Below are 23,128 nucleotides of genomic sequence, written 5' to 3'. Positions count from 1 at the left end.
CGGGTGTCGCCGATCTCTTGAGAGATCACATCGGTCGGGCTGACAGGATTTGAACCTGCGACCCCTTGACCTTGAGCACGCAGGCGGTCGGTGTCTGTCCCCACTTGCGAAAACCCGCGCTGACCTGCGAACACAATGCCCTGCGTCTTGCTGGGTCTTGCGGGCATCAGCCGCCTTTGGCCCGTTTCTGACGGGGTTTTCGACCAGTAAAGGACGAGCGTCTTGAGCTCGGTTGCGACGATCGCGCCTGCCCAGTCGGCTGCTGTGTCCGGTTGGCGAGACAGCTGCCGCAGCACCGTGGCCACACAGGTCACGAGCAGCCAACCAGTCGCGGAGGTCGTGATGTTCCCGAACGACTTCGCCAGCCGGCGGGCACGGCCCAGGCGACCGTGGGCGACCCCCGACCCGCGCCAAGCGTGCCGGATCGGGCGGAGGACTGGCTGCCTGTCGTCCCACCCAACCCGGCGGACCTCGAGCGCCACCGGTCCCCGGAGCGCCTTGCCCACGACCTTGGCGGTCTCGACGGCGCGCACCAGGTCGCTGGGACATGGGCGACCGGCCGGCCGGCCAGATCCTGGCCGATCAGCGATGCGGCTCGTTCGGCTTGCTCGCGCCCGATGGACGTCAGCCGCGGGTGGGAGGTCTGTCCTTGGGTCAACCGCAGGACGTTCCACTCCGACTGGCCGTGGCGGACGAGGTAGACCGGGTGGGTCACGGCATTGATTCTCCCCGTACGTTTCGGATCATTCGTGGCACAGGACGCGGCGTGCTTGGCGGACGGCGGCGCCTCGCTCGGCGCTGCCCGAGTCGCCGGGCCAGCGACGTTGTCGAAGTGTAGGAATATCAAGATCAAGCGGGTCAACCTCTGCTCGGCCAGCGCCGGGAACCGCTGTGGGCCACTTCCCGGTGTCCCCAGGTCTGGACTGCGCCCGGCGCGAGCTTCCGGGTCATAGTGGTCCGCTCGCGCAGGAACGTCCTGATCGACGGTCTCGAGTTGTTGACCAGATAGGGCTACCTCGCCTACTGATGCGTACCGACAGTTCAGGCGATGCGGACCGGTGAGTACGTGTCAGTAGGCTCGGCGGGTGCCCGAGTCCACCCAAGCCCTGCCCGCCGCAGGCGCGCACGGCGGTGACGGGCCGGCAGTGGCCCGCGCGCTGGGGCTCGATCCGGCCGATCTGCTGGACCTCTCGCAAAACCTGAATCCGTTCGCCGCTGACGTGTCCGCGCTGGTCACCCGGCACCTGGACACGCTCGGCCACTACCCCGACGACCGGCCCGCGACTCGGCTCCTGGCCCAGGCGCTGGAGGTGGATCCAACGCGGCTGCTGGTGACCAACGGCGGCAGCGAGGCGATCGCACTGCTCATCGCCGAGTACGGCGGGCAGGTGCTCACCGAACCGGAGTTCGCGCTGCACCCTCGGGGTGACAACGGACCCGTGTGGCGCAGCAACCCGCACAGCCCTACCGGGCGCCTGGCCGGCCCCGAGGAGCACGCCGACATCTGGGACGAGGCGTTCCATGCGCTGGCCACCGGCCACTGGAGTGCAGGGCGCAGGGGCTTGGTGGTCGGTTCCCTCACCAAGACGTTTGCCTGCCCGGGGCTGCGGCTCGGCTACGTGCTCGTCGAAGACCCGGACGATCTGGCCCGGGTCCATCGCCACCAGCCGCACTGGTCGACCAGTGCGCTATCGCTGGCGGTGCTGCCGGACCTGCTCGAGTCCGCAGACCTCCCCAAGTGGTCGGCGCAGATCAGCGAAGCACGAGAGAATCTGGTGGCGCTGCTGCGTGGCTACGACCTCGAGGTGACCAACGCCGCCGCCCCCTGGGTGCTGGTCGACCGGCCGGGACTGCGTGAAGCCCTTGCCCCACACGGAGCCCTGGTCCGTGACTGCACCAGTTTCGGCATGCCCGGTGTCGCGCGCATCGCCGTACCGCATCCGGATCAACTGGCCCGACTCGATCGGGCACTCGTCCGCACCCTGGACCCCACGGTGCTCTGAAGCTTCGCTGGGTCTACCCTCGGCAGGCGTCCTGAAGACGAAGTCCGGTGAGAGTCCGGCACTGTCCCGCAACGGTCAAGCCACCACAACCTGGTGGACAAGTCCGGTCGACCTTCACGACGAGAACCGCATCGCCCTCGAGGACAGGGGTGGGTTTCGTCCGGCAATGCGTCGTGCGATCGCTTCCTCCTCGATCTATCAGGAGGAAAGTTGAAACAGATTCGAAATCTGCCCATCGCCCTGGCCTTGGCCGCCTCGCTCACCCTCGCCGGCTGTGGCGACGGCGACACCAGTTCGTCCGAGGACCCCAAGCCGACTGCCTCATCGGCTGACTATCCCGTGACCATCGATGCCGTCAACGGCGAGGTCACCCTCGACCAGCAGCCTGAGCGCATCGTCTCCCTCTCCCCCTCGGCCACCGAGATCCTCTTTGCGATCGGCGCGGGAGATCAGGTGATCGCTGCCGACGAATACTCGACCTACCCCCAACAGGCACCGACCACCGAACTGTCGGCGTACGACCCGAATGTCGAGGCGATCGCTGGCTACTCGCCCGACCTCGTCGTGATCGCCAACGACACCAACGGCATCGTCGGGGCACTGGCCAAACTCGACATACCGACCATCGTCAACCCGGCTCCGGCCACCATCGATGAGGGCTACGACGGCATCGCCGCGCTCGGCCTGGCCACCGGCCACGTCGATAAGACCGCGAAGGTGGTCGCCGACATGCGGGCAGAAATCGAGAAGGCGCTGGATGCAGCTCCCCAAGAAGGCCTGCGGGTCTACCACGAGCTCGACGAAAAGCACTATGCCGCCAGCTCGAGCAGCTTTATCGGTTCGGTGTACGACTCGCTCGGTGCGACTAACATCGCCGACGCGGCCGACAAGCAGAAGAGTGGCTACCCGCAGCTGACCGAAGAGGCGATCATCGCCGCCGATCCCGAGCTGATCGTGATCACTGACCAGGTCAGCTATACCGCCGACGACGTAGCGAGCCGACCCGGCTGGGAGAACGTCAGCGCGGTCAAGAACGGCAACGTCGTCACCGTCGATGCCGACATCTCCTCGCGTTGGGGACCCCGGCTGCCGCAGCTGATCGAATCGATCGCCGACGCGATGGCCTCGGTGAAGACACCGGCCGGCTGAGCACATGCTGACCGACACCACTGCGGCACCCGCATACTCACCGGACCAGGAGGCACCCCTCGCGGTCGTCCGTGCGGCTGACCGTGCCTACCGGTTGTCGCTGCGTGCGCTGCTGGTCGCGCTGACCATGCTCGTGATCGCGGGCCTGGTCAGCGCCACCCGGGGCGCCGCCGGACTGCCGGTGTCCGGGGTGGTGTCGGCGCTGCTCGACGCGTTGCCCGGAGTCAGGGTCGACTCCGGCTTGACCACGTCCCAGGAGGCGATCCTGTGGTCGATCCGGCTGCCCCGTACGGCGCTGAGCATGTTGGTCGGAGCGGCCCTCGGAATGGCCGGGGCGGCGTACCAAGGGGTTTTCCGCAACCCGCTCGCTGACCCCTACCTGCTGGGCGTCTCGGCGGGGGCAGGACTCGGCGCAGTGCTCGCTCTGGGCTTCGACCTGGACTTGAGTTTCGGGCCCTTCAGCGCGGTCCCTGCAGCAGCGTTCGCGGGCGCGCTGTTGGCAGTGAGCGGGTCGGCGCTGATCGCCCGCGGCTCGTTTTCCTCGGCCGCCACCCTGCTGCTCTCCGGCGTGGCGATGGCGGCGCTGTTCTCGGCAGCCCAGACCTATGCGTTGCAGCAACTCGATGAGACCAGGGCGCGAGAGGCGCTGAGCTGGCTGTTCGGGCAACTCACCACCCACGGCTGGGACCAGGTCTTGTTGCTGCTCCCCTACGTCGGACTCTCCGGAGTGGTGCTGCTGGCCTACGCCCGGCACCTCGATGTGCTTCGTCTCGGAGACGACGAAGCAAAGGCGCTCGGCCTCAAGCCGGCCCGCACCCGGTTGATCGTGATCATCGCGGCGACCTTGATGACAGCCGCCGCGGTGTCGGTCAGCGGCCTGATCGCTTTCGTCGGGCTGGTGGTGCCGCACGTGGTGCGCATGCTGACCAGTCACAGCTATCGGGTGATCCTGCCTCTGGCGGGCGTGCTCGGTGGCGCCTTCCTCGCCAGCGTCGACGTCGGTGCACGCACCCTGGTCGCGCCGGCTGAGTTGCCGGTGGGCGTGATCACTGCGTTCGTTGGTGCTCCCTTCTTCGCGTTCGTGCTGTGGCGACGCGGTGCACCCCGATGAGGCTTCAAGCCACCGGGCTGGGCGTCCGACTTCGCCGCGCCGAGGTGCTGCGCGGTATCGACCTTCATCTGGAGGCCGGCGAGTGGCTCGGCGTGATCGGGCCCAATGGCGCTGGCAAGTCGACCCTGCTCAAGGCACTCGCCGGAGTGCTGAGACACACCGGCAGCCTCGTGATCGGCTCCGGCTCCCGGGCCACCCAGATCGCGCTGATGCCGCAGACACCGCTGCTGCCCGAGGGCATGTCGGTTGTCGAATACGTCCTGCTCGGTCGCACCGCCCACCTGGGCTGGCTGCGCGGCGAGACCCGGCGAGACCGCCGGATCGCCGCCGAGGTGATCGGCAGGCTGCGGCTGGAGGAGTTCGCCGACCGCCCCGTCACCTCCCTCTCTGGCGGCGAGGCCCAGCGTGCAGTGGTGGCCCGCGCCCTTGCCCAGCAGACCCAGATCCTGCTGCTCGACGAACCCACCAGCGCCCTGGACCTCGGCCACCAGGCAGAGGTGCTGAGCGTGGTCGACGAGCTACGCCGGCAAGACGGCATCAGCGTAATCGCCGCCATGCACGATCTCGGATCCGCCGCCCGGTACGCCGATCGGCTGCAACTGCTCGCAGCCGGATCGACCGAGGCTGTGGGCAATCCAACGCAGGTGCTGGAGCCCGACGTACTGAGTCGGGTCTATCGCACACCACTCGATGTGCACCAACTCGATGGGGAACTGGTGGTTCTCCCCCGCCGCACTGCCACAACCGGAAGGAACAACCCATGAGTGATCACGCAGAGCCGCGTACCGAACGTCCTTACGACAAGCGCGAGCTGCGTTCGGCGCCGTCGCTGGTGCTGGTGAACACCGGACACGGCAAGGGCAAGTCGACCGCAGCGTTCGGCACCGTGTTGCGTTCGGTGGCCCGGGGATGGCCGACCGCGGTGGTGCAGTTCATCAAGAGCGGCAACTGGAACACCGGCGAGGAACAGATCAGCCGTCAGATCGGCGTGGACTGGTTCAGCGCCGGCGACGGCTTCAGCTGGGAGTCCAGCGACCTCGACGAGAGCCAGGCGAAGGCGGTGGCGGCCTGGGCGTTCGCCAAGGACCTGATCAACCGTGGCGAGCACAAAATGATCCTGCTCGACGAGGTCAGCTATCCGATGAATTGGGGCTGGATCGACGCCGACGACGTCGCCGCGACCCTCCGCGACCGGCCCGAGGACACCAGCGTCTTCCTCACCGGACGGGAGATGCCGCAGCCCGTCATCGACGTCGCGGACACCGTCACAGAGATGGTGAAGGTCAAGCATGCCTTCGAACAAGGCATCCGGGCACGCAAGGGCATCGACTATTGAGTGGCGCCCTGCTGGTCTGTGGTGCCACCAGTGGTGCCGGCAAGTCCACCGTCGCCTCCGCCCTGTGCCGGATCTGGTCCGACGCTGGCCGTGACGTGGTGCCGTTCAAGGCCCAGAACATGTCCAACCATGCCGCGGTCACTGCCGACGGCGGCGAGATCGGCCGCGCCCAGGCGATGCAGGCGCTGGCGGCACGGGTGGCACCGGACCGCCGGATGAACCCGATCCTGCTCAAGCCGTCAGCCGCGCAAACCAGCCACCTCGTGGTGCTCGGTGACGAGGTCTCGGTCACCGACGCGGTCGGTTACGGGCACGTCGCGTGCGGTCTGCGTGGTGTGGTCCTCGATGCGTTCACGTCGCTGCGCAAGGAACATGAATGGGTGGTCGCGGAGGGCGCTGGTGGAGCAGCGGAGATCAACCTGCTGGACCGCGACCTGGTCAATCTGCCACTCGCCGCCGCGGCCGGCATGCCCGCGATCGTGGTGGTCGACATCGACCGCGGCGGTGCCTTCGCCTCGGCGTACGGAACCTGGGCGCTACTGCCAGATCACCTGCGTCGCCCGGTGCGCGGGTTCGTGTTCAACCAGTTCCGGGGGGATCCCTCCCTGCTCGAGTCCGGCCATGCGGAGTTGACCGATCGCACCGGGGTGCCGGTGCTCGGCGTGCTTCCGCATCTGGGGCATCATCCGATGCTGGGCTTGGAGGACAGCCTCGACCTGGCGGCGACCGCGCGGCCGGTCAGCTCGCCCTCGCCGGTGCGGGTGGCGGTCGTGCGGCTGCCGCACCTGGCGAACCCGTCCGACTTCGACCCGCTGGTGATGGAGCCGTCGGTGAGCCTGCGCTGGGCCACCCACCCCGACGACCTCGAGGATGCGGACCTGGTGATCCTGCCGGGCAGTCGCACCACGGTTGCTGACCTGGCCTGGGTCCGCGAGCGTGGCCTGGCCGACGCCGTGGCCGGCACCGATGCGGTGGTGCTCGGGATCTGCGCCGGCTATCAGATGCTCGGGCGCTGGGTCGATGATCCGATCGAGTCCGGGGCGGGGCGGGTGGCCGGTTTGGGCCTGCTGGGTGTGGAGACGACGTTCGCCACGCCGAAGATCGTGCGCCAGACCGGCTCCGGTTATGAGATCCGGTGGGGTCGGCCGGTGACCGGAGAGCCGTGGGACCTCGCGTTCGAGGGCAGCCATCGAGGTTCGGCTTACGGGACCAGCGTGCACGGGCTCTTCGACGACGATGCCTTTCGGCACTCCTTCGTGGGCGAGGTGGCGCGATCGCGAGGACGGCGCTATGAGCCCTCGCCAGTGCCCTACCACGCGGCTGTGGATGCACACCTCGACCACCTGGCGACGTGGCTCGGCGAGCACCTCGACCTGGACGCCCTGGACGAGATCGCGACATCGGCTCTTCCGATTTCCGATGCACCGGGCTGGGCCTGATGACGTACTGCGCCAGCATCTTGTCGCCCGGACCCGATCACCGACACGTGCTGGTCTGGCAATTCGAAGATCCGGTGCGGGCATTGTCGTCGGCCTCGGTCGGCGGCGGCTTCAGCACGCCTGCCTGGCTGCTCAACATCGGCGTGCCGCACGACTACTCGCGGATCGACCTCGACGAGCACGCGGCGAAGATCGCGGCCGGACGAAGCCTGTCTGGGCCCGGCATCGCCATGTTCACCGCCGTCGATGTGACCCGGGCGGAGCATGCGTGCTTCGAGGGGGCATCGGTGAGCGCGACCGTCGGGGTCACCAAGCCGACCTGGGCCGCCGATCCCGAAGCCGGGCATGCCCTCTGGCCGGGCACGATCAACCTGATCGCGCTCGTGCCGGTCGCTCTGGAGCCTGCCGCGATGGTGCAGGCATTGCTCGCCATGACCGAGGCCAAGACTCAAGCACTGCTGGAGGCGCAGGTGCCTGGCACGGGGACAGCGAGCGACGCGATTACTCTGCTCTGCTCCATCGCCGGCCCGGCGCAACGATTCGGAGGTGTGCGCTCCAGATGGGGTCACCGGTTGGCAATGGCCACGCATGCCGCCGTACAACAGGGGTTGGCTGCTCATCCGGGACGTGCTCGATGAGCCGGCTGGGGCGTCGCGCGCTCGGCGTCGCTGGTGGGTTGCTCCTGCAGAAGGCCTTGCCGGAGCCGCCGGATCGCTGGCACCCGGTGGGCTGGTTCGGGATCGCGATGCAGAAGGTGGAGGCCATCGGGTACGCCGACGACCGCTCCGCCGGGGTGCGCCATGCGCTCGCCGGTGTTGCGATTGGCGGGTTGGCTGGCGGGGCGATCCGGTCCACGACCCTGGCAGTTGCCATCTGCGCTGCTGGCCGCGAGCTGCGCCGGGCGGCAAGTCTGATCGAGACGCCGTTGCTCACTGGTGATCTGGCAGTCGCCCGCGTCGCCCTGCCTTCGCTGGTCGGCCGCGACCCGAGCCATCTCGACGCGTCGGGGATCGCTGCTGCCGTGGTCGAGTCCCTGGCGGAGAACTCCGTGGACGCAGTGGTCGCCCCCGCATTCTGGGGGCTGATCGTCGGTGCACCTGGGGTGATGGTGCACCGGGCGATCAACACCATGGACGCCATGGTCGGTCACCGCAACGACCGCTACGAGAACTTCGGCTGGGCCGCAGCCCGGCTCGACGACGGCGCCAACTGGGTCCCGGCCAGGCTCTTCGCTCTGCTGGTCATGACTGCCGCGCCGGCCCGGGCGAGGGCTGTGCGTGCATCGGTACGACGCGATGCCCACCTGCACCCCTCCCCCAATTCCGGAGTGGCTGAAACTGCGGTCGCAGCCGCGCTCTGTCGCGAGCTCGGCGGTCCACTGCAGTACGGCGAACGCCACGAGGACCGGCCACGACTCGGTGACGGCCCACGCCCTGAGGCAGTCGACATCGCTGGGGCGCGTGACCTGACCAGCAGGACCGAGTGGGCACTGATCGGAACGCTGGTGCTGCTCTGGTGGGCAGACCACCGACTCGGCCGAGTCTTGATCCGAGTTCCAGACACGAGGAGATCCACCTGATGGCATTGACCTTCCTGACCGGCGGAGCCCGCAGCGGCAAGTCGGCCCGCGCCGTACTGATGGCGGAAGCGAGCGGCCGCGACGTCACCTTCGTCGCGACCGCCCAAGCTCGCGACGCAGAGATGGCGGACCGTATCCGGCTGCACCGGGCCGAGCGACCAGCCGACTGGGCGACCATCGAGGCACCCCTCGACCTCGAACTGGCGATCGCCGGGCTCGGGGCGAAATCCGCCGGCATCATCGACTGCCTCTCGCTGTGGGTCTCCAACATGCTCGAACGCGGCGATTCTGCCGAGCAGATCGAAGCAGCAGCCGAACTTGCTGCCACTGCGTGCGCTGCCAGCGTTGCGGACTGGATCGTGGTCAGCAACGAGGTCGGCATGGGGCTGGTGCCGATGCATCCCCTCGGCCGCGACTACCGCGATCGGCTCGGCCGGGTCAACGCCACCTTCTCCCGCCATGCAGCGCTCGCCCAGTTCATGGTCGCCGGGCGCGCTCTAACCCTCGGTGACCACAACCTCGACCTCACCACCAAGGAGAACCGATGACTGACCTGACGATATTGAAGAGCACCATCGAAGCGATCCGGCCCGCTTCGGCCCAGACCTTGCAGGAGGCCATGGCCGCCATGGCCGACAAGGTCAAACCACTGGGCAGCCTGGGCCACCTGGAGGACATCGCAACCCGGATCGCCTCCCTGCGCGGCCGCGTCGACCTGCCCGAACCGACCCCGGCCGTGGTGGTCTGTGCCGCCGATCACGGTGTCGCCAGCCAAGGGGTGAGCGCGTTCCCACAAGCAGTCACCGGGCTGATGCTCACCGCCTTCGGCAGTGGAGGTGCCGCCGTGGCGGTGCTTTCCCGCGCCGCCGGCGCACGGCTTGTGGTGGCCGACCTTGGCGTGATCGACCCGCCGGCGGTGCCCAGCCTGCTGGACCGCAGCGTCCGTCCGGGTACGGCGGACAGCGCCCTCGAGCCTGCGATGACCGTTGCCGAGGCGACTTTGGCACTGGAGCACGGCATCGGCATCGCCCACGAGCTCATCGACGACGGTGTCGACCTGATTGCGCTGGGCGAGATGGGCATCGGCAACACCACCACTGCCAGCGCCCTGACGGCTGCACTCCTCGGCTGCGATGCTGCAGCGACCTGTGGCCGTGGCACCGGGCTAGACGACGTGCAGGTGGCCCACAAGGTCTCGGTGGTCGACCAGATTTTGGCGCGACATGCGACATCCGGGGTGTCCAATGACCCGCTGGCCACTCTTGCCTCGATCGGTGGACTTGAGGTGGCGGCACTTGCTGGCGTCGTACTCGGGGCCGCGGAGCGGCGGATCCCCGTGCTCGTCGACGGATTCATCACGGGAGCCGCTGCGCTGGTGGCTGCTCGACTCGCCCCTGCGAGCACCGATGCCATGATCGCCGCGCACCTGTCCCCCGAGCCCGGGCACGCTCTGCAGCTCGCCGCGCTCGGGCTGCGTCCGCTGCTCGACCTGGAGATGCGGCTGGGCGAGGGCAGCGGCGCTGCACTGGCGATCAACCTGGTCCGCTCAGCTATCGCGGTACTCACCGAGATGGCGACGTTCGCCAGCCTCGGCCCGGCCGAGACCAGCCCGGTGGCGTGAGTGCGGACCCTGGCCGCGGCCACGATGCTGCTCACCCGGGTGCCGATCCCCGCTTCGGCAGGCAGCGTCGACCCCGCACGTGCCGCCGCGCTCTATCCCGTTGTCGGGGCCGCGATCGGGGCCATCGTGGCGGGCGTCGCCGTCGGATCCGGGGAACTCTGGCCGGTGCTGATCGCTGCCACCTTGGCCGTTGCGACCGAGGTGGCGCTCACCGGTGCCCTGCACCTGGACGGGTTGGCTGACTGCGCCGACGGGCTGGCGGGCCGTGACCGCGAGCACCGGCTGCAGATCATGAAGGACCACTCCATCGGTGTCTATGCCGCGTCGACCCTGGTGCTGCACCTGCTGCTGAAGGTTGCTGCCCTGTCAACCCTGCTCCACGCGCTTCCGCCCGAGGAGATGCTGCTTCTCTTGATCGGCGTGTACGCCGCCTCTCGCGGCGCGATGCTGCCACTGGCGCGGTTGCTCCCCTACGCCCGGGTGGAGGGGACAGGCCGGGGCGTGGTCCAGAGACTGGGCACGAGGCAGATGATGACCGGGCTCGCCCTCGTCATTGTGGCGTTGGCTGCGGCGGTCCGGGTCCATCCTTGGGTGGCACTGCTGATGGCACTCGTCGCTGTGCTGACCACTCTGGCCATCGGACTGCTGGCGCACCGCCGGATCGGTGGCGTGACCGGCGACGTACTCGGCGCTTGTGCAGAGCTGACCCTGTTGATCATGTTGTTGGCTGGGGTCGCCGTACTCGCATAACTGCAAAAGCCTGCCGAATGGGGGCTCCGGCTTGCAGAAAACTGGCTCCCCTGACGTATCCATGGGGGTCAGTTCCGGCCCGATAGGACGGCCGATGGCCGCCGAGGTCAGCATGACCAGGGCGATCAGCGCCTCGGGCGAGCGGAACCCCAACCTCCTGCGGCGACCGCCCAGGTCATGGACCCGGCATCCCTACGGCGTCCCGCAAGACCCGTCCGGTGAGGCGCTCCCCATAGGTGCTCACCAGTCGAGGGCGGACCATTCGCGCCGGGAATTGAACCCGAACCCTCTGGACGAGATCGGGCCACCTGCGACAACTACGGAGCCGGGCCGAAAACTACGGATTCCCTCGGTGTGGTGAGGGATTCACCCTCGCTGCCAGTCTCAGAGTACCCGTTTGGCGCGGACCGGGGGCGACTCAATCTGGACACAAAGTGGACCCCGATCGAGTCCGGCCAGGACCGGGCCTCCCGCACCAGCGCACTTGGCCAGCGCAGTCGCGGTGTGACGCGCCTGGCGTCTGATTCTGGCCTTCCTCAACTGGACTGCGCTTTGGGGCCGAAGGTCTTACCAAGAGATCCTCATGTCACCTGAACGCTGCGAAGCTGCATTTCAAGCCGGGATGCGTCGACGCCTTTGATGAGCAGCCACAGCGCGAGCGATAGTTCCGCAACGAAAGCCGGAACGAGGAGCGCGATGCTCGCCAGCTCCGGAGCATCGGGAGCAACAAGCAGTATGAAGCTGTTGACGACGTAGCCGACGCCAGCGATCTGCGCCAGCAGGCCGAGGATCCACGGCAGGTAGCCGGAGTGCCGGATCAGGTACCCGACCCCTAACAGCGTGAAGCCGAAGAAGGCCAGTCCGAGCGCCTCGCCATACGAGTACGCGTCGATCGCGATATCGGTCAGCCCGGGGTGCTCGGGCGATGCGAGTTGCGCGGCGATCAGGCTCTGCTGGTTCGCCACCAGGGTCGCTGTTTGAATGATGTTGAAGAGCAGCGCGAGTAGGGCGACGTTCTTGTTGACCGGCGCGAGCAGCAGGAACAGGATCAACATCACCGGCAGGTCACAGAGTTGCATCACTACGTCGACCGCGATGCCGATTCGCCACAGCTCGGGTGATGCTGCGATGTTGTCTGCGGTGGCAGTCGCATTGCCCGGCACGACGAGCCGCTCCCGGGTCAGCAGCGGACCGACGATGCCGGCAACGATGATGACGAGGTACAGCGCACCACCGATCCGTGCATATCGAGCGGGCTCCACGAGCCGAGCCCGGGTGATGCGCGCGGCGGGCCGGCCCCACGGACCGCGTGGGTGGATGGGCGACTTCACCGCCATGGGTCCCCCTCGGCACGCACGAACGTGGTCCACACGTAGCGCCATGGGATAACCGCGATGATGACGACGACGAGCGCGTTTCTGGCCACCATGTCGGATGTTCCGCTGTTGAGTCCACCGTCAAGCGTCTGCGGAAGCGCGACGATCCCGAACCACAGCACCTTCCACGCAGTCTCGAACAGAAGGATCGGCAGCAGCTTGACGGGGTAGCGCAGGCCGAGGAACGCCAGCAGTGACATGGCGGTCAGCAGGCAGAGCGTCACTGCTTCGTACACCGGCATGGTGTGCGCGTCTGGCAGCTTCGGCCACTTGACCAGGACGAGACCGAGGCCCATGAACAAGTAGCCGCCGCGCATGACATGCAGGCGGGTCAGCGAGAGCGAGGGGGTGCTAGTGCGTGGGGTTTCGACGGTGGTGGCCATCGTTCCTCCTTCTATTGGTTGTGCGATTGGTCTGTTGAGTGGCGAGGCTTACCTGCGAGCGTTCTTGTGGACCCACTCCTCGGCGAGGAGTGCGTAGGCCACCGTGTCCAGCCATTGGCCCGATCGGTGCAGGGATTCCCGGACCGCGTGGGTCTCGCGACGCATGCCGACGCGTTCCATGAGGCGCCAGGAGGCGTCGTTGCCGAGGAAGCAGTTGGCGACGACTCGGCGGACGCCGAGGTCGGTGAAGCAGTGGTGGAGCATCGCGTGTACGGCTTCGGTGGCGTAGCCGCGTCCGCTGTACGTGGGGTCGAGGACCCAACCCAGTTCGGCCTGTGCGCCGACCGCTTGTTCTGCGACCTCGAGCTGGGCCCAGGCGTCTTCGCGGCGGAGCATGAAGTCTCCGATGATGGTGCCATCGGACAGCTCGACGATGACCGTGGTGGCGAGTCGGCCGGGCTCGTTGAAGAGGGCACGGTAGCCGTCGAGATCGGTCGGGCAGCCGGTGAGCCACTCGTTGACGGTCTCGAGTCGCCGGAAGGTCCAGGTCGCGTCGGTGTCCTCGGCGGTGGCGGGTCGAAGTCGCAGGCGCTCGGTGCTCAGGATTGTGTCGAGCACGTGTGGGATGGCGGTGGTGTCGTCCAGGCGGGTCATGGGCGCTCTCCTGACCGGTCGGCGTGGCGGGGGGAAGGCGAGGCGTCGAGATGTAGGTGGTTCATCGGCCCGAGCTCCCGGCGCCGGGGTCGCGGACGACGTCGAGGAGAGGTAGCCCGAGGTCTCGTAGACGGCCGAGGAGCCCGTGCAGCGCAGCCTGATCGACGACACGCCCGCGGAGCACGGTGATGCCGTCGGCCTGGGGCTCGAGGCTGAAACCGTCGAACCACGCGGCCCACTTGGGGTCGAGGTGGCCTTGGAACCGGATTTCGTACCAAGCCGGTTCGTCTGCAGTGTTCACGCTGCTGCTCCTGATGTTCGTGGCGTCTCGTTGCCGAAACGCTAGGAGCGCGTGTGGTGACTGGTCGTCACATCAAGTGGTGACCTGCGTGGTGATCTGCAGCGCTCGCGCGTCTGGAGTGACCGCTGACGGGGTGGTTGTCAGCGGCGGCGCGTCCGTGCGAGGAGTCCGAGCTGGTGCGCGCGGCTCACTGCCGCACGGCGGTTGTTCACGCCGAGCTTGGTGTAGATCCGTTTGGTGTGGGTGCGCACTGTGTTCAGGGAGACGATCATCTCTCGGGCGATGGCCGGGCCGTCGAGGTCTGATCCGAGCAGGCGGAGTACGTCGAGCTCGCGGTCGCTGAGCGGGTCGAGGAGCGGTTGGGGCGTTGGCGCCGGTTCCGGTGCCGGCGGTGCCGCCGTGTTCGATGGTGATGGCGTCTCACGCGAGCTGGTCAATAGCGCGTGGAGGTACTCGGATCCGGGCCGTTGGGCGGCGAGTCCGCTGACGAGGTCAGCGAGCGCGGGCGCTGCGTCGATGAGGAAGCGGGTCCAGCCTTGGGGTTCGGCGAGGTCGACGGCATGCTCGAGCGCCCGACGTCCCGCCTGGTTGTCGCCGGCCGTGTGGTGGGCTGCGGCGCGCAGGACCTCGACCTCGATGACGGTGCCGGCACGGTTGCCGGCCTCGGCGGCGGCGAGCAGCCGGTCGAGCAGCGCGGTGGCGTTCTGGAGTTCGACTGGTGAGTCCGTGACCCGGTGCTGGGCGAGCATCAGCCGGGCGAGGGTGACGTGCTCGTACTCGCGCAGGTAGGTGAGGTCGTCATCGTCGTGGACGTTGTAGCGGCGCGCCCATTCAAGGGCTCCGGTAAGGTCGCCACGGGCGATCAGGACTCGGGCACGGCTGGCATGGATGGGGTGCACCGGTGGCGAGAAGTCACCGACGTAGACCCGTTCGGCCTCATCGAGGAGCTCGAGTGCGGTCGCCCAGTCCCGTTGGGCGGCCCGCAGGCGAGCCATCGCGACCCGCCACCGGTACGGGTTCTGGGGCAGTCCGGCGGACTCTCCGAGGTCGTCGGCCCGGCGCAGCAGGTCGGCCGCCGCGGCCAGGTCGTCGCGGTGCCAGGCCGCGCGGGCCTGCGCGACCAGCATGTCCGAGGTGCCGCGCATGGGCGATCCGCCGTCGGGCCGGTGCCGGTCGGCGAGCTTCAGGCCGTCCTGGAGGGTGCGGTCGGCATCATGGAGGCGTCCGAGCGCGAGTTCCATGTCGGCGATGGCGAGGGTGGAGCCGAGGGCGTCGGCGATGTAGCCCTCGCGGGTGAGGGCTGCGGTTGCTCCCAGGTAGGCGGTGTGGGCGGCGACGATGTCGCCGGATGCCCAGGACGCCAGGCCTCTGAGTGCCGCTGTGGAGGCGCGAGTGAGGTCGTCGCCCTCCGGTGCGGCAGCCGCGGCACGCTCCGCGCGCGCGATGGTGGCGACCGGGTCACCCCTGACTAGCGACAGCGCGGCCCGATACATCTCGGTCTCCGCGGGAACCCGCGCGAGCGCGGCCGGGTCGGCGGTCACCAGCTCGGACGGCGGCCCGGCCAGCATGTCTTCAACCTGCTCGAGGCGTCGCTCGACGTCGTCGAAGTCGTTGCTGGCCATCAGTCCGCCCACCAACCCGATCGCGAGGACCGGGCGGTTGCGGAGGGCCTGTCCGGGGATCTCGTCGGCCCAGCGGCGCAGGAGCTGCTCACGCCGCTGCCGACGCAGCTCCGGCAGTGCGTGCTCGACCAGGTCGGCGGCGGTGTCGGTGTCGCCGGCGCTCAGGGCGTGGCGGACTGCCTCTTCCACGTCGCCGTTGTCGGCGTACCAACGGCTCGCCCGGCGGTGCAGCTCGGCGATCTCCTCGGGTCGTTCGAGGGTGAGGTGGGCGTGCAGGACGTCGGCGAACAGGTGGTGGTAGCGGTACCAGCGCCGGTTGTCATCGAGGGGGATGAGGAACAGGTTGCGCCGGTCCAGCAGGTCGAGCATGGCGCGGCTGCCACCCGCACGCTTTGTGCCGTTGGTCTCGACCGGCTGCCGGTCTGTGCCGTCCTGGACGGCGTCGCACAGCGGCGCGGTGAGGCGTCTGAGAATGGAGGTGTCGAGTAGGAATCGGCGGACCGGCTCGGGTTGCCGGTCAAGTACCTCCTCGACGAGGTAGTCCACGACGTACCGGTCGTCTCCGGTGAACTCGGCGACGAATGCCGAGGCGTCAGTGCGGTCGCGCAGCGAGAGGGCGGCGAGCTGGAGCGCGGCGACCCAGCCCTCGGTGCGTGCCTCCAGCGCGACCACCGCCTCATCGGGCAGCCCGAGGCCGTTGAGGTCGTTGAAGTAGGCAGCCACCTCGTCGAGGTCGAACCTCAGCTCCGCGGCACGGATCTCGACAAGCTCACCGCGGGCGCGAAGCCGGGGCAGCGGCAGACCGGGGTCGGCGCGCGTGCTGATGACCAGGTGCAGCTGCGGGGGCAGGTGGTCGACGAGGAAGCTCATGCCGGCCGCCACGTCGGGACCATCGGCGAGATGGTAGTCATCGAGGACCAGGACCACGTCGCCGTCATGAACGCTGAGCTCGTTCACCACCCCGCCGAGCACCCTCTCGACCGGGGCCCGTCCCGACTGCCACAGCGTCAGAGCCGCCGCCGCCGAACCGGCCACCGCTCGCTCGAGGGCGCTAAGGACGTAGGACCAGAACGCCGCGGGCTGTCGGTCGCGCTCATCCAATGACACCCACGCGCTCGCGTGACCCGAGTCGGCGACCCAGGTGGCCACCAGCGAGGTCTTCCCGAAACCCGCCGGCGCGGAGACCACGGTGAGGGCAGCATCGGATGCACGTGCCAGCGGGCCGGCCAGGCGCGGACGCGGCACGCGGTCGTGACGCAACAGAGGCGGGAGCAACTTGGTGGCCACCAACGCATCGCTCATTCCGGCGGCCCCTCCCTAGTGCACGGGTTCAACTATGTCGTGCTTCGCGTGCAGGCGCATCCGTTCGCCGGGCCGGCCGAAGATGCTCAGGACCTCCGCGGGCTCCTCGCCGGTGCTGCCGAACCAGTGCACTACTTGGGTGTCGAACTCGGCGGCCTCCCCGACACCGAGGACCATGTCCCGCTCGCCGAGGACCAGGCGCATGCGGCCCGAGAGGACGTAGAGCCACTCGAACCCGTCGTGGCTGCGGGGCTGCGGGTCGGACTGCGCGGACGGGATGACGATCTTCCAGGCCTGGATCCCCCCCGGCCGGGTTAGCGGCAGCACGGTCCGACCGTTGACCCGGCGCGGCTTGAGACGGATTCGCGGGTCGCCGACCTCCGGGGCCCCGACGAGGTCGTCGATCGGGACCCGGTACGCCTGCGCCAGCGGCAGCAGCAACTCCAGGCTGGGACGTCGCTGGCCGTTTTCCAGACGCGACAGGGTGCTCTTCGAGATGCCGGTGCGGGCCGCGGCATGGGTGAGCGTCAACCCGCGCTGCTCGCGGACCCGCCGCAGCCGCGGACCAACCAGCGCGAGGGTGGCGGAAACGGTGTCGGAGTCGTGTGCCATGGGGCCATTGGACCGCGCGATTCCCGGGAACGGCAACAACAGTTGTTGACTGACGACCAGCGGGGCGACTCTTGCGGGCATGGACGAGCAGACGACCCCAGACACCACCCAGATCGGCCAGCATGACGCTACCCACGCCAGCGACCACGACGGCGACTACGACGTGGTCGTGGTTGGTGGCGGCGCGGCCGGGCTATCAGCAGCGCTCGTCCTGGGTCGCGCCCGCCGACGGGTCGCGGTCGTCGACGCCGGCCAGCCGCGCAACGCGCCCGCCCAGCACATGCAGGGGTTCCTCGGCTCCGACGGTCTCCCGCCCTCCGAACTCCTCGCGCGAGGCCGGGCCGAGGTGACCCGCTACGGCGTCGACCTCATCGCCGGCACGGTGAACGACATCACCACCTGCGGCACCCGCCCCGGCAGCCGCCGCCGGTTCCTACTGCGCCTGGCCGACGGCCCGACCCTGAGTGCCCGGCGAGTGCTGGTCACAACCGGCCTGCGCGACGACATCCCCGACGTCCCCGGGGTGCGCGAGCGGTGGGGACGGGACCTGCTCCACTGCCCGTACTGCCACGGACACGAGGTCGGCGACCAGCCCCTCGGTGTCCTCGGCAGCACCCCCGAGACGGTCGCCCATGCCCACCTGATCCGCCAGTGGTCGAAGGACGTCGTGCTCTTCACCAACGGCGTCACCCTGACCGCGGACCAGGGCGAAGAACTGGTCGCGCGCGGCATCGGCGTCGTGGACGCGCCCGTGATCCGCCTGGTCGTTGAGGACGACCGGCTGGTCGGCGTCGAGGTCGGCGACGGCCAGGTCGTACCTCGGGCCGCGGTGTTCGTCCGGCCGCAGTTTATGCCCAACGCCGGCCTCCTGACCGACCTCGGCTGCGCCACGCGCGACAGCGGCTGGGTCGCCGTCGACGCCACCGGCGCCACCTCGGTTCCGGGAGCGTGGGCGGCCGGCAACGCCGTCAACCCACGCGCCCAGGTCATCACCGCCGCCGGGGAAGGGTCCGCGGCCGCGATCGCCATCAACAACGACCTGGTCGAGGAAGACATCCCGATTGCGGTCAGCAACTTCAGGCTCGGCCTCCCGGTCTGAAGAGCCCCGACCGCCAACCGAACCAGCGTGAACCGCCCGGGGCGCCCCCTTGCCCAGCGGACCGGACCCCAGAACAGCCCACAGCGCCCGAGTACCTCTCGCGGCCCACCGAAGGAGAACCTCCATGTCCCCCGCCAACCCGACCAACCCGTCCACCCTCTCGGGCACCGGAGCAAAGCGCGTCGGCCCGCCCAATAAGCACCAGCTGGCACTGATGATCTGGCTGGCCGTCTTCCCCACTCTGGTCGTGCTCAACCTGGCGATCGGCCCCTGGGTGAAGGACCTCAACGTGATCGCGCGCACCTTCGTGCTTGCCACCGTTGCCGTGCCGATCGTGATCTACGGCCTGATGCCGCGGCTGCACCGCCTACGAGCTCGCCTCCTTACTCGCCGCGCGACCGCCTGACCCCCGCAGGCTCCGCCCGGCCGGCCGACGCCCTCGACTCCCGCACAGGAGGCGAGGGCGCTCGGCCGTGCACCCGGCCGCGCCGGCCGCGCACAGCCCCAAGTGGCCGGGAAGAGTCACCACCTTGGTCACAACGTGTGGTGACGACCAGTCACCACATCGCTGCCTAACTTCCCGGTTCATGAGCCGCCCTCCGCGTACCGCCACAGGACCACTCGGGGCGTGAGGGACCACTCCCGCGAAAGGCACCGTCATGAACCGCTTCACCCGCGCCGTCGCCCTGGCCGCCGCTCGGCACCCGTGGCGTACCGTCGCCAGCTGGATCTTCGCCATCGCCGCCGTCTTCGCCATCGCTGCCAGCGCTGGTGGCACCTTCGCGGACGACTTCGCCGCCCCCGGCAGCCAGAGCTCTCGGGCCACGCATCTGCTCAGCGCGAACTTCCCCCAAGCCGCGAAGGGCACCGCACTGGTCGTCTTCCAAGCCCAGGACGGCACCACGCTCGTCCAGAACCGGGCCTCGGTCGCCAGTGTCCTCAGCGACGTGGCCGGCCTCGAGCATGTCGCCTCGGTCACCGACCCCTACCAGGCAGGCACGATCTCCAAAGACGGGCGCATCGGTTACGCGCAGCTGACGCTGGATGTGCCCGAACGGCAGATGGGCAAGCCGGCATTCAGCGTGCTCTCCAACGCGGTGTCCAGCATGGAAGATGAACACTTACGCGTCGAACTCGGCGGCGACGCCGTCTTCCTCAACTCCGAGGACGACAGCTCCGGCCACGTTGGTGTCGGTCTCCTGGTCGCCTTGCTGGTGCTGCTGGTCGTGTTCGGCACCCTGGTCTCGGCGATCCTGCCGATTGGGCTCTCGCTGGTCTCGGTGGGCGGCGCCATCGGCGCCATCACGTTGCTCGCCGCCTCCATGACCGTGTCGGTCTCTGCCATCCCTGTCGCCGGGCTTGTCGGTCTCGGCGTCGGTGTTGACTACGCCTTGTTCGTCGTCGCCCGGTACCGAGAGAACCGCCGCGCCAGCCAGAACAATCGCACGGCGCTGGCCGCGGCCATGAGCTCCTCCGGCGCGGCCGTGGTCTTCGCCGGCGGCACCGTGGTCATCGCCACCACGGCCCTGGCCATCACGGGCGTCGGCGTGCTCACCTCGATCGGTCTGGCGACCGCGATCATGGTCACCTTCGCCGTCGCCGCGGCCGTCACCCTGCTGCCGGCCCTGCTCAGCTTGCTCGGCGACCGCATCGACAAGGGCCGGATGGTCCGCCGGCGCCGGCCCGTCAAGCCGGTGGAGCAGACTGTCTGGTGGCGCTTCGGGCACCGTGTAGCCGCCCGCCCCTGGCCCTACCTCGCCGGTGCCGTGATCGCGCTGGTCACCCTCGCCGCGCCCTCGATCGCCATGCAGACCGCGTTCCCCGCCGCCGGCGACGCGCCGAAGGAGACCACGCACCGGCAGGCCTACGACCTGCTCACCGAAGGGTTCGGCGTCGGTGTCAACGCACCACTGACCGTGGTCGCCGACCTCGGCCGCACCGACGGCGTGGACCAAGCGGGCATCCCGGCGCTCGCAGACCAGATCGCGGCCGTGCCCGGAATCGCCTCCGTCGGTCCGGCCCAAGTCTCGGCCGAGCAGGACACGGTGGTCTTCACCGCCGATCCGACGACCGGCCCGGCCGACCCGGCCACCTCGAGGACGATCGAGAAGGTCCGCGACGTCATTCCGGCCAACGTCTACGTCACTGGAATCACCGCGACCACCGACGACCTCAACGCGCAGCTCGCCCGAACGCTGCCGCTGTTCATCGGCGCGGTCATCGCCGTCTCGTTTCTCCTGCTGATGATGGTGTTCCGGTCCATCGCCGTCCCGGTCAAGGCAGCGGTCATGAACCTGCTGTCGATCGGCGCCGCGTACGGCGTCCTCGTCGCGGTCTTCCAGTGGGGCTGGGGCGTCACCCTCTTGGGCCTTCAGGGGGCGACACCACCCACCTCACTGATCATCGTGATCATGTTCCCGATCCTGTTTGGGCTCTCCATGGACTATGAGGTGTTCCTGCTCTCCAGGGTCCGCGAGGAGTACCTCCGCACCGGGGATAACACCGAATCCGTCGCCCGCGGACTCGCCGGCACCGGCCGCGTCGTCACCTCGGCAGCGCTGATCATGATCGCGGTGTTCCTGAGCTTCGTCTCCAGTCCCGTTCCGTCGCTGAAGATGCTCGGACTGGGCCTGGCCACCGCCATCCTTGTCGACGCCACCTTGGTGAGGATGGTTCTCGTGCCCGCCACCATGACGCTGCTGGGCAAGGCCAACTGGTGGTTGCCCACCTGGCTCGACCGGGCTCTGCCCCACCTTGACGTCGAGGACGCCGCCGGCGAGGGACCGACCGCAGGCGCCACCGCGAACCCCGCAGGCACGCCTGGTCCGCCAGCTTACGCAAGTGCGCCTCGCGTCATGGCCGCCACTGCCCCGGAGCCCGAGGAGCTCATCGATCGCTGACCGCAACAGCCGCCCGCCGGCTCCACGAAGGCACCGAGCCGGCGGGTGGGCGCAAACCGACACACGCCTCGGGCGCAGGCCCATTCCAACCCACCACTGATCAGGAGCACCAGATGATCACGATCGATTCGGTCACCAAGACCTACGGCGGCTTCACCGCTGTCAACGACGTCACCTTCACCGCGGCCCCCGGACGCGTCACCGGGTTCCTTGGCCCGAATGGCGCCGGGAAGTCCACGACGCTCCGCATCCTCACCGGCCTCACCCCACCGACCACGGGGACCGCTCACGTCTTTGGCCGGCCCTTCACCGCGCTGCCGAATCCGGCTCTTGAGGTCGGCGTGCTCCTCGACGCCTCCGCGCAGCACGCCGGCCGGACCGGCCGCGAGATCCTCAAGGTCAGCCAACAGATGGTGGGACTCCCGAGCGCCAGAGTCGACGAGCTCCTCGACCTCGTCGGCCTCACCCCGTCCGAGGCCCGCCGTCGCGTCCGCGACTACTCCCTCGGTATGCGGCAACGACTCGGCATCGCCCACGCCCTCCTGGGCGATCCCGCCGTGCTGATCCTCGACGAGCCGGCCAACGGTCTCGACCCCGCAGGGATCCGTTGGATGCGCGACCTGCTACGCGGCTACGCAGACCGCGGAGCCACGGTGCTGCTCTCCTCACACCTGCTGCACGAGATCGAGGTCATCGCCGACGACCTGGTCGTCATCGGCAACGGACACGTGGTCGCCCGCGGCACCAAGGCCGACCTGCTCGCGACCGCGGGAACCCACGTTCGGACCCGACACGCCGCAGCACTCACCAGGATCCTGTCGGACGCTGGCATCGATGCGACCAGCACGTCACCGGACGTCGTCAGGACCACCGCCGACCCCGAAGCCGTCGGACAGCTCGCCGCGGGTGCCGGCATCGCCCTGATCGAGCTTCGACCCGCCGAGACGGCCGGGCTGGAGGAGATGTTCCTCGAGCTGACAGCCGACACCCAACGCGAAGGAGCAGCAGCATGAACACGCACGCTTTCCCCGGCATCGACACCCGGATCAACACCGCCGCGGCGGCCGTCCAGAGCCTGCCCGAAGCCACTCCCGCCGACGCTGCGCCAGTCACTGCGCGCGAGCGGCATGCGCGCCGGGTCAGGATTCCGCTGCACCGCATCGTCACCGTCGAGCTCCGCAAGTCCTTCGACACCCGGGCCGGGCGCTGGCTGCTGGTGAGCGTCGTAGGCCTGGCCGTGCTCACGACCGCCGCGGTGATCGCGTTCTCCCCGCCCGAGGAGTTCACCTACAGCAACTTCACCACCGCGATCGCCGTGCCCATGGGGATCGTGCTGCCGATCATCGCAGCGCTCGCGGTGACGGCCGAGTGGAGCCAACGCAGCGGCCTGACAACGTTCACCGTCGTGCCTGACCGCGGTCGGGTCATGCTCGGCAAGGCCGTCGGCGTGCTGGTCGTCGCGATCCCGGCAACCGCCCTGGCCCTCGCCATGGGCGCGCTCGGCAACGTCGTGGCCTCAGGGATCTCGGGTCATCCGGCTGTCTGGGACCAGGACGTGATCACCGCGGGTCCGTACTGGCTGCTGTCCATCGCCTTGACGCTCATGGCGGGATTCGCCTTCGGCATCCTCATCCGCAATTCCGCTGGCGCCATCGTGGCGTTCTTCGTCTACTCCTTCGTCATCCCGCCCATCCTCGGGCTGCTCGCCGTCAGCAAGGCGTGGTTCGCCGACGTCCGTCCGTGGATCGATCTCGACCACCAGACCACCGTGCTGCAAGGCGGTGGGTTCGACGCCGAACAGTGGCAGCAGCTCGCGTCGGCCGGGGCCATCTGGCTGGTGCTCCCGTTGCTCATCGGCATGTGGACGCTGCTTCGTTCCGAGGTGAAGTGA

Annotated in this window: 23 protein-coding genes; 16 read left to right on the top strand and 7 right to left on the bottom strand. The window is 68.8% G+C overall.

The window, feature by feature from the left end; genetic code table 11:
- Positions 1-310 precede the first annotated feature (310 nt).
- Entirely contained in the window at positions 311-715 is a 405-nt protein-coding gene (locus H9L09_RS22855) for a histidine phosphatase family protein (RefSeq protein WP_187578498.1), read from the bottom strand.
- A 370-nt stretch (positions 716-1,085) separates the two neighbouring features.
- Between H9L09_RS22855 and H9L09_RS19775 the strand changes: the two genes are divergently transcribed.
- The 11 genes from H9L09_RS19775 to cobS all read left to right on the top strand — a co-directional run bounded on the left by H9L09_RS19775 (position 1,086) and on the right by cobS (position 10,988).
- Positions 1,086-2,003, top strand: coding sequence for an aminotransferase class I/II-fold pyridoxal phosphate-dependent enzyme (locus H9L09_RS19775; protein WP_187578497.1), 918 nt, complete (start codon positions 1,086-1,088; stop codon positions 2,001-2,003).
- A gap of 210 nt (positions 2,004-2,213) precedes the next feature.
- Positions 2,214-3,152, top strand: a complete 939-nt coding sequence (locus H9L09_RS19770; protein WP_223164126.1) for an ABC transporter substrate-binding protein — start codon at positions 2,214-2,216, stop codon at positions 3,150-3,152.
- Positions 3,153-3,156: 4 nt separating this feature from the next.
- Complete coding sequence (locus tag H9L09_RS19765; RefSeq protein WP_187578496.1) at positions 3,157-4,263, top strand: FecCD family ABC transporter permease; 1,107 nt, start codon at positions 3,157-3,159, stop codon at positions 4,261-4,263.
- Complete coding sequence (locus tag H9L09_RS19760; RefSeq protein ID WP_187578495.1) at positions 4,260-5,027, top strand: ABC transporter ATP-binding protein; 768 nt, start codon at positions 4,260-4,262, stop codon at positions 5,025-5,027. The genes H9L09_RS19765 and H9L09_RS19760 overlap by 4 nt, the downstream gene beginning before the upstream one ends.
- Positions 5,024-5,599 (top strand): cob(I)yrinic acid a,c-diamide adenosyltransferase, encoded by a 576-nt coding sequence (cobO, locus tag H9L09_RS19755; protein ID WP_187578494.1) that lies wholly within the window; start codon positions 5,024-5,026, stop codon positions 5,597-5,599. Before H9L09_RS19760 ends, cobO begins: the two co-directional genes overlap by 4 nt.
- Positions 5,596-7,038: a cobyric acid synthase gene (locus H9L09_RS19750; RefSeq protein WP_187578493.1), complete on the top strand. Its 1,443-nt coding sequence runs from the start codon at positions 5,596-5,598 to the stop codon at positions 7,036-7,038. Before cobO ends, H9L09_RS19750 begins: the two co-directional genes overlap by 4 nt.
- Before the next feature lie 47 nt (positions 7,039-7,085).
- Complete coding sequence (locus H9L09_RS19745; protein WP_187578492.1) at positions 7,086-7,676, top strand: adenosylcobinamide amidohydrolase; 591 nt, start codon at positions 7,086-7,088, stop codon at positions 7,674-7,676.
- On the top strand, positions 7,673-8,617 hold the full coding sequence (locus tag H9L09_RS19740) for a cobalamin biosynthesis protein CobD/CbiB (RefSeq protein ID WP_187578491.1): 945 nt from the start codon (positions 7,673-7,675) through the stop codon (positions 8,615-8,617). Before H9L09_RS19745 ends, H9L09_RS19740 begins: the two co-directional genes overlap by 4 nt.
- Complete coding sequence (gene cobU / locus H9L09_RS19735; protein ID WP_187578490.1) at positions 8,617-9,165, top strand: bifunctional adenosylcobinamide kinase/adenosylcobinamide-phosphate guanylyltransferase; 549 nt, start codon at positions 8,617-8,619, stop codon at positions 9,163-9,165. The genes H9L09_RS19740 and cobU overlap by 1 nt, the downstream gene beginning before the upstream one ends.
- Positions 9,162-10,238: a nicotinate-nucleotide--dimethylbenzimidazole phosphoribosyltransferase gene (cobT, locus tag H9L09_RS19730; RefSeq protein WP_187578489.1), complete on the top strand. Its 1,077-nt coding sequence runs from the start codon at positions 9,162-9,164 to the stop codon at positions 10,236-10,238. Before cobU ends, cobT begins: the two co-directional genes overlap by 4 nt.
- Positions 10,239-10,988 (top strand): adenosylcobinamide-GDP ribazoletransferase, encoded by a 750-nt coding sequence (gene cobS / locus H9L09_RS19725; protein ID WP_281390784.1) that lies wholly within the window; start codon positions 10,239-10,241, stop codon positions 10,986-10,988.
- Positions 10,989-11,569: 581 nt separating this feature from the next.
- Here cobS and H9L09_RS19720 read toward each other — a convergent pair.
- The 6 genes from H9L09_RS19720 to H9L09_RS19695 form a co-directional block, all read right to left on the bottom strand.
- Positions 11,570-12,325 (bottom strand): DUF4386 domain-containing protein, encoded by a 756-nt coding sequence (locus tag H9L09_RS19720; protein WP_187578487.1) that lies wholly within the window; start codon positions 12,323-12,325, stop codon positions 11,570-11,572.
- Positions 12,316-12,747: a hypothetical protein gene (locus tag H9L09_RS19715; protein WP_187578486.1), complete on the bottom strand. Its 432-nt coding sequence runs from the start codon at positions 12,745-12,747 to the stop codon at positions 12,316-12,318. The genes H9L09_RS19720 and H9L09_RS19715 overlap by 10 nt, the downstream gene beginning before the upstream one ends.
- A gap of 48 nt (positions 12,748-12,795) precedes the next feature.
- Positions 12,796-13,401, bottom strand: a complete 606-nt coding sequence (locus tag H9L09_RS19710; RefSeq protein ID WP_187578485.1) for a GNAT family N-acetyltransferase — start codon at positions 13,399-13,401, stop codon at positions 12,796-12,798.
- A gap of 61 nt (positions 13,402-13,462) precedes the next feature.
- Positions 13,463-13,702, bottom strand: coding sequence for a hypothetical protein (locus H9L09_RS19705; protein ID WP_187578484.1), 240 nt, complete (start codon positions 13,700-13,702; stop codon positions 13,463-13,465).
- Between the two features lie 140 nt (positions 13,703-13,842).
- Positions 13,843-16,569 carry a winged helix-turn-helix domain-containing protein gene (locus H9L09_RS19700; protein WP_246456124.1) on the bottom strand — a complete coding sequence of 909 codons (2,727 nt, stop codon included), beginning with the start codon at positions 16,567-16,569 and terminating at the stop codon, positions 13,843-13,845.
- Between the two features lie 72 nt (positions 16,570-16,641).
- Positions 16,642-17,238: a helix-turn-helix domain-containing protein gene (locus H9L09_RS19695; RefSeq protein ID WP_187578482.1), complete on the bottom strand. Its 597-nt coding sequence runs from the start codon at positions 17,236-17,238 to the stop codon at positions 16,642-16,644.
- Between the two features lie 79 nt (positions 17,239-17,317).
- On the opposite strand from H9L09_RS19695, the gene H9L09_RS19690 reads away from it, so the two are divergent.
- The 5 genes from H9L09_RS19690 to H9L09_RS19670 all read left to right on the top strand — a co-directional run bounded on the left by H9L09_RS19690 (position 17,318) and on the right by H9L09_RS19670 (position 23,128).
- Positions 17,318-18,337 (top strand): NAD(P)/FAD-dependent oxidoreductase, encoded by a 1,020-nt coding sequence (locus H9L09_RS19690; protein ID WP_187578481.1) that lies wholly within the window; start codon positions 17,318-17,320, stop codon positions 18,335-18,337.
- A 124-nt stretch (positions 18,338-18,461) separates the two neighbouring features.
- A complete protein-coding gene (locus tag H9L09_RS19685) occupies positions 18,462-18,743 on the top strand; it encodes a putative antibiotic biosynthesis monooxygenase (RefSeq protein ID WP_187578480.1) in 282 nt (93 codons plus the stop codon).
- A 253-nt stretch (positions 18,744-18,996) separates the two neighbouring features.
- Positions 18,997-21,237, top strand: coding sequence for an MMPL family transporter (locus tag H9L09_RS19680; RefSeq protein ID WP_187578479.1), 2,241 nt, complete (start codon positions 18,997-18,999; stop codon positions 21,235-21,237).
- A gap of 113 nt (positions 21,238-21,350) precedes the next feature.
- Entirely contained in the window at positions 21,351-22,250 is a 900-nt protein-coding gene (locus H9L09_RS19675) for an ABC transporter ATP-binding protein (protein WP_187578478.1), read from the top strand.
- Complete coding sequence (locus H9L09_RS19670; protein WP_187578477.1) at positions 22,247-23,128, top strand: ABC-2 transporter permease; 882 nt, start codon at positions 22,247-22,249, stop codon at positions 23,126-23,128. The genes H9L09_RS19675 and H9L09_RS19670 overlap by 4 nt, the downstream gene beginning before the upstream one ends.

It is taken from the genome of Nocardioides mesophilus, assembly GCF_014395785.1.
GTDB lineage: Bacteria > Actinomycetota > Actinomycetes > Propionibacteriales > Nocardioidaceae > Nocardioides_B > Nocardioides_B mesophilus.
Note: the sequence above shows the minus strand (reverse complement) of the source record. Positions and strands in the feature narration are given on the sequence as shown.

Coding starts and splice junctions, on each gene's coding strand:
- cobO (WP_187578494.1), top strand. CDS start 5,024: ATGAGTGATCACGCAGAGCCGCGTACCGAACGTCCTTACGACAAGCGC.
- H9L09_RS19685 (WP_187578480.1), top strand. CDS start 18,462: ATGTCCCCCGCCAACCCGACCAACCCGTCCACCCTCTCGGGCACCGGA.
- H9L09_RS19710 (WP_187578485.1), bottom strand. CDS start 13,401: ATGACCCGCCTGGACGACACCACCGCCATCCCACACGTGCTCGACACA.
- H9L09_RS19760 (WP_187578495.1), top strand. CDS start 4,260: ATGAGGCTTCAAGCCACCGGGCTGGGCGTCCGACTTCGCCGCGCCGAG.
- H9L09_RS19670 (WP_187578477.1), top strand. CDS start 22,247: ATGAACACGCACGCTTTCCCCGGCATCGACACCCGGATCAACACCGCC.
- cobT (WP_187578489.1), top strand. CDS start 9,162: ATGACTGACCTGACGATATTGAAGAGCACCATCGAAGCGATCCGGCCC.
- H9L09_RS19695 (WP_187578482.1), bottom strand. CDS start 17,238: ATGGCACACGACTCCGACACCGTTTCCGCCACCCTCGCGCTGGTTGGT.
- H9L09_RS19715 (WP_187578486.1), bottom strand. CDS start 12,747: ATGGCCACCACCGTCGAAACCCCACGCACTAGCACCCCCTCGCTCTCG.
- H9L09_RS19690 (WP_187578481.1), top strand. CDS start 17,318: ATGGACGAGCAGACGACCCCAGACACCACCCAGATCGGCCAGCATGAC.
- H9L09_RS19740 (WP_187578491.1), top strand. CDS start 7,673: ATGAGCCGGCTGGGGCGTCGCGCGCTCGGCGTCGCTGGTGGGTTGCTC.
- H9L09_RS19675 (WP_187578478.1), top strand. CDS start 21,351: ATGATCACGATCGATTCGGTCACCAAGACCTACGGCGGCTTCACCGCT.
- H9L09_RS19680 (WP_187578479.1), top strand. CDS start 18,997: ATGAACCGCTTCACCCGCGCCGTCGCCCTGGCCGCCGCTCGGCACCCG.
- cobU (WP_187578490.1), top strand. CDS start 8,617: ATGGCATTGACCTTCCTGACCGGCGGAGCCCGCAGCGGCAAGTCGGCC.
- H9L09_RS19720 (WP_187578487.1), bottom strand. CDS start 12,325: ATGGCGGTGAAGTCGCCCATCCACCCACGCGGTCCGTGGGGCCGGCCC.
- H9L09_RS19765 (WP_187578496.1), top strand. CDS start 3,157: ATGCTGACCGACACCACTGCGGCACCCGCATACTCACCGGACCAGGAG.